This window comes from Aeromicrobium sp., from assembly GCF_032084975.1.
GTDB lineage: Bacteria > Actinomycetota > Actinomycetes > Propionibacteriales > Nocardioidaceae > Aeromicrobium.
This window is the reverse complement of the sequence record NZ_DAMDLR010000020.1, coordinates 45,314-53,014: the sequence shown is the minus strand read 5'-3', so window position 1 is coordinate 53,014 and position 7,701 is coordinate 45,314. Positions and strand designations below refer to the sequence as shown.

11 protein-coding genes are annotated in these 7,701 nt (G+C 70.4%); 8 read left to right on the top strand and 3 right to left on the bottom strand.

The window, feature by feature from the left end; all coding sequences use genetic code 11:
- The 8 genes from RT323_RS07405 to RT323_RS07370 form a co-directional block, all read left to right on the top strand.
- Window positions 1-707, top strand: a 707-nt coding sequence (locus RT323_RS07405; RefSeq protein ID WP_313406526.1) for a RibD family protein, incomplete at its 5' end; no start/stop codon positions are given.
- Window positions 707-1,306 carry a riboflavin synthase gene (locus RT323_RS07400; RefSeq protein WP_313406523.1) on the top strand — a complete coding sequence of 200 codons (600 nt, stop codon included), beginning with the start codon at window positions 707-709 and terminating at the stop codon, window positions 1,304-1,306. The genes RT323_RS07405 and RT323_RS07400, both read left to right, overlap by 1 nt.
- Complete coding sequence (locus RT323_RS07395) at window positions 1,303-2,547, top strand: bifunctional 3,4-dihydroxy-2-butanone-4-phosphate synthase/GTP cyclohydrolase II (RefSeq protein WP_313406520.1); 1,245 nt, start codon at window positions 1,303-1,305, stop codon at window positions 2,545-2,547. Before RT323_RS07400 ends, RT323_RS07395 begins: the two co-directional genes overlap by 4 nt.
- 1 nt (window position 2,548) lies before the next feature.
- Entirely contained in the window at window positions 2,549-3,028 is a 480-nt protein-coding gene (ribH, locus tag RT323_RS07390; protein ID WP_313406517.1) for a 6,7-dimethyl-8-ribityllumazine synthase, read from the top strand.
- Window positions 3,029-3,038: 10 nt separating this feature from the next.
- On the top strand, window positions 3,039-3,302 hold the full coding sequence (locus RT323_RS07385; RefSeq protein ID WP_313406514.1) for a phosphoribosyl-ATP diphosphatase: 264 nt from the start codon (window positions 3,039-3,041) through the stop codon (window positions 3,300-3,302).
- 7 nt (window positions 3,303-3,309) lie between these two features.
- On the top strand, window positions 3,310-4,155 hold the full coding sequence (hisG, locus tag RT323_RS07380) for an ATP phosphoribosyltransferase (RefSeq protein ID WP_313406511.1): 846 nt from the start codon (window positions 3,310-3,312) through the stop codon (window positions 4,153-4,155).
- 5 nt (window positions 4,156-4,160) lie between these two features.
- Entirely contained in the window at window positions 4,161-4,577 is a 417-nt protein-coding gene (locus tag RT323_RS07375; protein ID WP_313406508.1) for a PH domain-containing protein, read from the top strand.
- Window positions 4,574-5,041, top strand: a complete 468-nt coding sequence (locus tag RT323_RS07370; protein WP_313406506.1) for an SseB family protein — start codon at window positions 4,574-4,576, stop codon at window positions 5,039-5,041. The genes RT323_RS07375 and RT323_RS07370 overlap by 4 nt, the downstream gene beginning before the upstream one ends.
- Before the next feature lies 1 nt (window position 5,042).
- On the opposite strand, the gene RT323_RS07365 is transcribed toward RT323_RS07370, so the two are convergent.
- The 3 genes from RT323_RS07365 to RT323_RS07355 all read right to left on the bottom strand — a co-directional run bounded on the left by RT323_RS07365 (window position 5,043) and on the right by RT323_RS07355 (window position 7,693).
- Window positions 5,043-6,044: a GNAT family N-acetyltransferase gene (locus tag RT323_RS07365; RefSeq protein WP_313406503.1), complete on the bottom strand. Its 1,002-nt coding sequence runs from the start codon at window positions 6,042-6,044 to the stop codon at window positions 5,043-5,045.
- Between the two features lie 58 nt (window positions 6,045-6,102).
- Window positions 6,103-6,732: a hypothetical protein gene (locus tag RT323_RS07360; protein ID WP_313406500.1), complete on the bottom strand. Its 630-nt coding sequence runs from the start codon at window positions 6,730-6,732 to the stop codon at window positions 6,103-6,105.
- A gap of 244 nt (window positions 6,733-6,976) precedes the next feature.
- Window positions 6,977-7,693 carry an AIM24 family protein gene (locus RT323_RS07355; RefSeq protein WP_313406498.1) on the bottom strand — a complete coding sequence of 239 codons (717 nt, stop codon included), beginning with the start codon at window positions 7,691-7,693 and terminating at the stop codon, window positions 6,977-6,979.
- Window positions 7,694-7,701 lie beyond the last annotated feature (8 nt).

Here is a 7,701-nt window from a genome sequence, read left to right as displayed (position 1 = left end):
CCGGGGGAGCGGCGGCGCTCGTCGCGGCCGGCCTCGACGTCGAAGGCGCGGGGCTGGCCGACGAGACCGACGACCTGGTCCGGTTCTGGGCGCACCGGCACCTGCACGGGCGCCCGTTCGTGACGTGGAAGTACGCCGCCACCCTCGACGGGCTGAGCGCCGCACCCGACGGCTCGAGCAAGTGGATCACCAGCGAGACAGCCCGACGCGACGTGCAGTCGTTCCGGGCCGAGTGCGACGCGATCATGGCCGGCACCTACTCGGTCCTGGCCGACGACCCGCGCCTGACCGTCCGCGACGACGCCGACCTGCCGCTGCCGTACGACCGCCAGCCGCTGCGCGTCGTCGTCGGCGAGTCCAAGATCCCCGCGTACTACCGCGTCTTCGACCGCGTCGCGCCCACCCGCCAGATCCAGTCCCGCGACCCGCACGAGGTGCTGGCCCAGCTGGCGGCCGACGGGATCCACCACGTGTGGCTCGAGGGCGGTCCCCGGCTCGCCGGAGCGTTCTGGGGTGAGGGATTGATCGACCGTGTCATCGGCTACCTCGCGCCGGCGATGCTCGGCTCCGGCCGCGCCGCGCTCGAGGGCGAGGCCACGACCCTGGCCGACATCCGGCCCATCGAGATCACCGACCTCACGATGGTCGGGCCCGACATCCGCATCATCGGGACCCCCGGCCGCATGCCCAGAGAGGACATGGACTGATGTTCACCGGACTGGTGGAGGAGAAGGGCGTCGTCACGGCGCTCGAGGACCTCGGCGACTCCGTACGGATCACGGTCCGCGGACCGCTCGTCACGTCGGACGCCGGGCACGGCGACTCGATCGCGGTCAACGGCTGCTGCCTGACCGTCATCGACCCGACCGAGGACACGTTCAGCGCCGACGTCATGCGCGAGTCGCTCGTCCGCACGGGGCTGGGCGACCTGGTCCCCGGCGACGAGGTCAACCTGGAGCGTGCGATGGCGGCCGGGGCCCGGATGGGCGGCCACATCGTCCAGGGCCACGTCGACGGCACCGCCACCGTCATCGACCGCACGCCCAGTGAGCACTGGGAGGTCGTCCGGTTCAGCCTGCCCGAGGACCTCAGCCGCTACCTCGTCGACAAGGGCTCGATCACCGTCGACGGCACGTCGCTGACGGTCGTCGAGGCCGCCGACGACTGGTTCAGCGTCTCGCTGATCCCCACCACCTTGGCCGACACCGTGCTCGGCAACCGTCAACCCGGCGACCGCGTCAACCTCGAGGTCGACGTCATCGCCAAGTACGTCGAGCGCCTGCTCGAGAAGGGAGCTCACTCATGACCACCGAGCAGTATTCCGGGGTTCGCCTCGACAGCATCGAGCGAGCGATCAACGACATCCGCGAGGGCAAGGCGATCGTGGTCGTCGACGACGAGGGCCGCGAGAACGAGGGCGACATCATCTTCGCCGCGTCGAAGGCGACGCCCGCGCTGATGGCGTTCCTCGTGCGTTACTCCAGCGGCTTGATCTGCGCGCCCGTCACGGGCGAGATCCTCGACCGCCTGGCGATCCCGCTGATGACCCCGCACAACCGAGACCGGCTGCGCACGGCGTACACCGTGTCGATCGATGCCCGCGACGGCGTCACGACCGGCATCTCGGCGTCCGACCGGGCGCGCACGTGCCGCGTTCTCGCGGACTCCGCGACCGAGCCCTTCGAGATCACCCAGCCGGGCCACATCGTGCCGCTGCGCGCGAAGCCCGGTGGCGTCCTCGAGCGTCCCGGTCACACCGAGGCGGCGGTCGACTTCGCCCGCCTGGCCGGACTCACGCCCGCCGGCGTCATCGGCGAGGTCATGAACGACGACGGCACGCTCAAGCGCGCCCCCGGCCTGCGCGAGTTCGCCGACGAGCACGACCTCGCGCTCGTCTCGATCGAGGACCTGCAGGTTCACCTGCGCCTGCACGAGAACCAGGTCGAGCGCCTCGCCGAGACGCGCATGCCCACCGAGTTCGGCGAGTTCCGCGCGCTCGGCTACCGGGACCGGATCGACGGGGCCGAGCACATCGCGTTCGTCCACGGCGAGCCCGGCACCGAGGACGTGATGGTGCGCCTGCACTCCGAGTGCCTCACGGGCGACGTGTTCGGGTCGCGCCGCTGCGACTGCGGACCCCAATTGGAGTCCGCGATGGCCTCGGTCGTCGCCGAGGGGGCCGGCGTCGTGGTCTACCTGCGCGGCCACGAGGGCCGCGGCATCGGCCTGCTGCACAAGCTGCAGGCGTACGAGCTGCAGGACCAGGGCCAGGACACCGTCGACGCCAACATCTCGCTGGGCTTCGGCGAGGACGAGCGGGACTACGCCGCCGGGGCGCAGATCCTGCGCGACCTGGGCGTCACGTCGGTGCGGCTGCTGACGAACAACCCCGACAAGTCGACCCAGCTGGAGCAGTACGGCGTGAAGGTCGCCGAGCGCCTGCCCGTGATCATCGCGCCCACCCCGGACAACCTGCGCTACCTGCAGACGAAGGCGGCCCGCATGGGCCACGACCTGCCCGAGCTGGCGCTGGACGAGGAGATCTGACATGGCCGGACACGGAGCCCCCGAGCTGAGCGTCGACGCGGCGGGCGCGAAGGTCGCGATCGTCGCGTCCAGCTGGCACACCGAGGTGATGGACGGACTGATCGCCGGTGCCGAGCGCACCCTCGAGGCGGCCGGCGTGACCGACCCGACCCTCATCCGGGCAGCCGGGTCGTTCGAGCTGCCGCTCGTCGCGCAGGCGTGCGCCCGGGCCGGCTACGACGTCGTGGTGGCCCTGGGCGTCATCATCCGCGGTGGCACGCCGCACTTCGAGTACGTCTCCGCCGCGGCGACCGACGGCCTGGCCCGCGTCGCGCTCGACACGGGCGTCCCCGTCGGCTTCGGTCTGCTCACCTGCGACGACGACGAGCAGGCCCTCGACCGTGCCGGACTGCCCGGTTCGCGCGAGGACAAGGGCCGGGAGGCGGCCGAGGCCGCGCTCGCGACGTGGGTGACCGTCCGTGACCTCAGCACCCGCCGATAGGATCGACCCGATGAAGACGTTCGAAGGCCTGTTCGCGGAACTGTCCGAGAAGGCCGCCTCCCGCCCCGAGGGCTCGCGCACGGTCGCCGAGCTCGACGCGGGCGTCCACGCGATCGGCAAGAAGCTCGTCGAGGAGGCCGCCGAGTCCTGGATGGCCGCCGAGCATGAGGGACCTGCGCGTGCGGCCGAGGAGATCAGCCAGCTGCTGTACCACGCGCAGGTGATGATGATCGCCGCTGGCATCTCCCTCGACGACGTCTACTCCCACCTCTAGGAACCACATGCTCAAGGTCGCCGTCCCCAACAAGGGGGCCCTCTCCGAAGCCGCTGCCGAGATGCTGGCGGAGGCCGGCTACCGCCAGCGCCGCCACGCCAAGGACCTCGTCAGCGTCGACGCCGACAACGACGTCGAGTTCTTCTACCTGCGCCCGCGCGACATCGCGATCTACGTCGGTGAGGGCACGCTCGACGCCGGCATCACCGGCCGCGACCTGCTGCTCGACTCCGAGGCCAAGGCCGACGAGGTCATCGAGCTCGGCTTCGCCGGCTCCACGTTCCGCTTCGCGGCTCCCCAGGGTGCGATGACGTCGGAGTCCGAGCTGGAGGGCCGCCGGATCGCCACGTCGTACCCGGGCATCGTCCGCGCCCACCTCGAGAAGCTCGGCATCAGCGCGCAGGTCGTCCGCCTCGACGGTGCCGTCGAGACCTCGATCCGGCTCGGTGTCGCCGATGCCATCGCGGACGTGGTCGAGACGGGCACGACGCTGCGCCAGGCCGGTCTCGAGGTCTTCGGTGACGCGATCCTGAACTCCGAGGCGCTGCTGATCACCCGCGCGGGCGCCGAGCGTCCCGCGGGCCTGGACATCTTCCAGCGCCGGCTCGAGAGCGTCATCGTCGCGCGCACCTACGTGATGATGGACTACGACATCCGCGTCGAGAACGTCGAGAAGGCCGTCCAGCTGACCCCCGGCATCGAGTCGCCGACGGTGTCCCCGCTTCATCGCGAAGGGTGGGTCGCGGTCCGGGCGATGGTCCCGGCGCGTGCCACCCAGCGGATCATGGACGACCTGTACGCGCTCGGCGGCCGCGGCATCCTGGTGACCGACATCCTGTCGTGCCGGATCTGAGTGCCGTGACCTCGACCAGCCGCACGTTCCGTCCCACCGGCGTCATCGCCGTGATGTGGGCCGTGGTCGTCGTCCTCGTCGTGCTGATCGTGGCGATCGGCGCGCGGTTGCCGCAGGACTACCGGTTCTCGACGGCGCAGGCGGCGACGCTGTGGGCGCTCATCGGCGTCGTGGCGGTGCTCGCGCTGGCCTGCAGCCTGAGCAAGGTCACCGCCGACGAGGACGGGATCGTGATCGTCAACGCCTTCCGCCGCCGCCGGTTCGGGTGGGACGAGGTCGCGATGATCTCGATGCGCCCCGGCGCCCCGTGGCCGACCATGGTCACGCGTGACGAGCGGCGCTTCATCCTGTTCGCCATCCAGGGCAGCGAGGGCGACTCGGCCCGCAGCGCCGTGGGCTGGCTCGTGGGGCACCTGCGATGACGCACGGCGAGGGCCGCTCGCTGGCCGAGCCCGCGTTCCCCGACGACGACGGGCTGCCGGACCCGAAGCTCGACCTGTCCGACGATGCCACGATGCTGGCGACGATCGGCTCGGCGCGCGTGTTCGTGCCCGTGGTGGCGGTGCTGGGCGAGCGCGCGACCGACGGCAGCGACAAGAACTCCGACATGGCGGCGGTCCTGATGACCGGTGCCGACGGGCGCACGGCACTGCTGGCGTTCAGCTCGGTCGAGACGATGAGCCGCTGGAACCCCACGTCGCGTCCCGTGCCCGTGTACGGCCGCGACGCCGCTCGCGCGGCGATCGCCGACGGCGCGACGGCGCTGTTGCTGGACGTCGGGCAGGCCACGTTCCACGTGGTCGAGACCGACGACCTCGAGCACGTGGCGGCCGAGCACGTCCTGGTGCGCACCCCCGGCGGCACCGCCTGGGTCGAGCCGGCCTGACTCAGTCCTCGATCGGTGCCATCGTCGCCAGCGGCACGGTGATGTGGATGTTGCCGTCGTGGCGCTCCACGCGGGCGGCGAAACCGGCGCTGCCGACCGTTCGCAGCAGCTTGTCGTTGGAGCCGGCCGTGACGAACGTCAGCCGCTCTGCGCCGAGGGCCTTGGCGCGCCCCGCGCCCTGGCGCACCAGCAGCGACCCGACGCCACGACCCTGCCACGCGTCCTCCACCAGCACGTGGAAGTACCAGTTGCCGTCGTCTCGCTCGATGACGCCGTGGCCGACGACGTCGAGGCCGGACTGCACCACGACGGCGACGCCGGACTCGGGCATCACGAGGCGCCTGACCAGCCGCGTCGTCATCGGCATGCGCAGCGGCACCTGGTAGCGGTGGTAGAGCGTCTCGGCGCTGCAGCGCTGGTGCAGTGCCGCCACGGAGTCGATGTCGGCCAGCGTGGCCCGGCGGACGAGGGGGAGCGGGTGCAGCGCCGCGGGCTGCACGGGCGGCACGTCTGCGCCGGCGTCGCTCACGAGCGACAGCAGTGCCTGGGCGCGAGCCTTCTCGACGGGTGTGAACGGGACGGCCCGGCTGATCCGCAGGCTGGAGCCGTTGCGACGCTGCAGGTCGAGCACGTCGTGACCCGAGTAGTCCGCGACGTCCGGGGGAGTGGTGCTCAACAGCTCGCGCAGCACCTCGTCGACGTCGCGGCATCCTTCGAGCACCTCGTGCACGCCGTCGAGCCACTTCGTCGGCTCGTCGACGACCTCGCGCGGGTCGGTGCGGGTGACGGCGACACCGGTGCCGCCGGCGTCGTCGAACACCTCGGCCAGTTGGAGGTCGGTGAACCCGTCCGGCGCGGTGACGACGAACTCGTCGACGACCGCCGGGTCGCCGGGGAACACCTGCATGCTCTCGATGTTGAGCCCCGCCTTGCCGCACGCCAGGGCGATCTCGGCCAGGATCCCGGGCCGGTCCTCCAACGTCGTCCGCACTCGCCACATCATGCGGTCAGTCTGCGCGGTGTAGGTTACGGTCGAATTTCGTCCCGATTGACCAAAGGAGTCAGTCCGGAGCGACGATCTTGGCCGGCAACTGGACGATGGAGCCCTCATCGGGACGGAACTCCAGTGCTGAGGCGGGCATTCGAGCCGCATCGGCGACCGCGGCACGCTGACTCGCCGAAGGCAGGGCGCCGACCAGATTCACTTTGAGGCCGGACCCATCGGGATTCACAGCGACCGAGGACAGGTCGATGGCGCGCCAGATCGGATCGCGCATGATGCGGTCCCCGGCCGCTTTCAGGTCCGAGCGGCTGTAGGAGGCGCCGGTCAGGACGTCGAGGCGGACCCCGTGTGGTGTCGCCGCGGCCAGGTCGTGCACAGCCTGCGGCGCGTCGTTGACCCAGTAGGAGGCGATGCGTCCCTGTGCCTCGTCGGTGACGAGCCCAGCGAAGTCCTCATCGCTCAAGGCTGCGACCTGATCGGCGACCGAAGAGAGCGCCTCGGCGGAGGCGGAGGCGGATGCCTCGGCGGTGGTGGGTGGGCTGGTGGTGAGTTCGACCGAGTGATCGGGGGGCCGCGGAGGCCGGTCCGCCGCGTGGGCTGCACTGATGGCCGCCACGACGGCTGTTGCGACGGAAGCGGTGACGAGCAGCCATGCTCTTGAGCGGCGATCCTTGCGTGGCTCGATCATGCCTATCCCAACTCCAGCGAGTAACCCCAAGAGTTGAGGACGACGCTGATCGGAGCATAGGCGATGTCCCGGAAGCACGTCGTGTTGACGTCCGGGTTCTTTGAACCGCACGCGATAGCTGTGGCATTGAAGCCACCGAGGATCACTCCACGCGCCTGCACGCCGCCTGAAACGTTGGTGTACACCGGACCGCCGCTGTCCCCACCGCCGGCCTCTCCGCAACTGATAGTTACAAGTGGGCGGGTTAGTTGAACAGGTCGCCGAGGATGCCCCCGCCGCCGGAGGACCCGCCGGACGAGCCGCTGACGCCGCTGTCCCACTCGCTCGGCTGCACGACGACGAAACCCTGGCCGTGGTACCGGTACTGGAACGCCTCGCCCGATCCGCCGCGCAGCATCGACTTCATGTTCATCGAGTTCACGACCTGGGGCTGGAGCGCCGACGACCACGCGACGGCAGCGTTGACGTCGACGTGGGTGGGCTGCTGCGAGCAGTCGAGCACGACCGGCTGTCCCACGGCGTGGAGCGCGACCGTGCCGGTGCCCGAGAGCTCCATGTTGAACAGGCCGCCGGCCATCATGTTCGCGCCCTTGAGCCGCTTGATGTCCCAGTTCAGGGACGCGTCGAAGGCGAGCAGGTTGTGACCGCTGACGCTGAGCGAGTCGCCGTCGAGGTGGACCAGGAACACGAACCCGGCCGTGTCGGCGAAGAACACCTCGCCCTGGCCCGCGACGCGCATGAGCGGCACGTCGTCTCCGCTGACGGCCTTCTTCAGCAGGCGTCCCATGGAGCCGGCGCTCTCGTGGTTGAAGGTCACCGCACCTTGGTAGGCGACCATCGCGCCCTTGACCGCGAGCACGTCGGAGCCGAGGGACACCCGCAGCATCTGGGGATTCTGCACGACGAACCGCTCGGTGGTCTGCTTCTCAAGGTTGGCCTGGGCGAAGAGCTCACTTTGCATGCGCGCCA

Bases quoted from the DNA above. Each gene is read 5' to 3' on its own strand.
- hisG (WP_313406511.1), top strand. From the start codon at position 3,310: ATGCTCAAGGTCGCCGTCCCCAACAAGGGGGCCCTCTCCGAAGCCGCT.
- ribH (WP_313406517.1), top strand. From the start codon at position 2,549: ATGGCCGGACACGGAGCCCCCGAGCTGAGCGTCGACGCGGCGGGCGCG.
- RT323_RS07385 (WP_313406514.1), top strand. From the start codon at position 3,039: ATGAAGACGTTCGAAGGCCTGTTCGCGGAACTGTCCGAGAAGGCCGCC.
- RT323_RS07395 (WP_313406520.1), top strand. From the start codon at position 1,303: ATGACCACCGAGCAGTATTCCGGGGTTCGCCTCGACAGCATCGAGCGA.
- RT323_RS07365 (WP_313406503.1), bottom strand. From the start codon at position 6,044: ATGATGTGGCGAGTGCGGACGACGTTGGAGGACCGGCCCGGGATCCTG.
- RT323_RS07400 (WP_313406523.1), top strand. From the start codon at position 707: ATGTTCACCGGACTGGTGGAGGAGAAGGGCGTCGTCACGGCGCTCGAG.
- RT323_RS07370 (WP_313406506.1), top strand. From the start codon at position 4,574: ATGACGCACGGCGAGGGCCGCTCGCTGGCCGAGCCCGCGTTCCCCGAC.
- RT323_RS07360 (WP_313406500.1), bottom strand. From the start codon at position 6,732: ATGATCGAGCCACGCAAGGATCGCCGCTCAAGAGCATGGCTGCTCGTC.
- RT323_RS07355 (WP_313406498.1), bottom strand. From the start codon at position 7,693: ATGCAAAGTGAGCTCTTCGCCCAGGCCAACCTTGAGAAGCAGACCACC.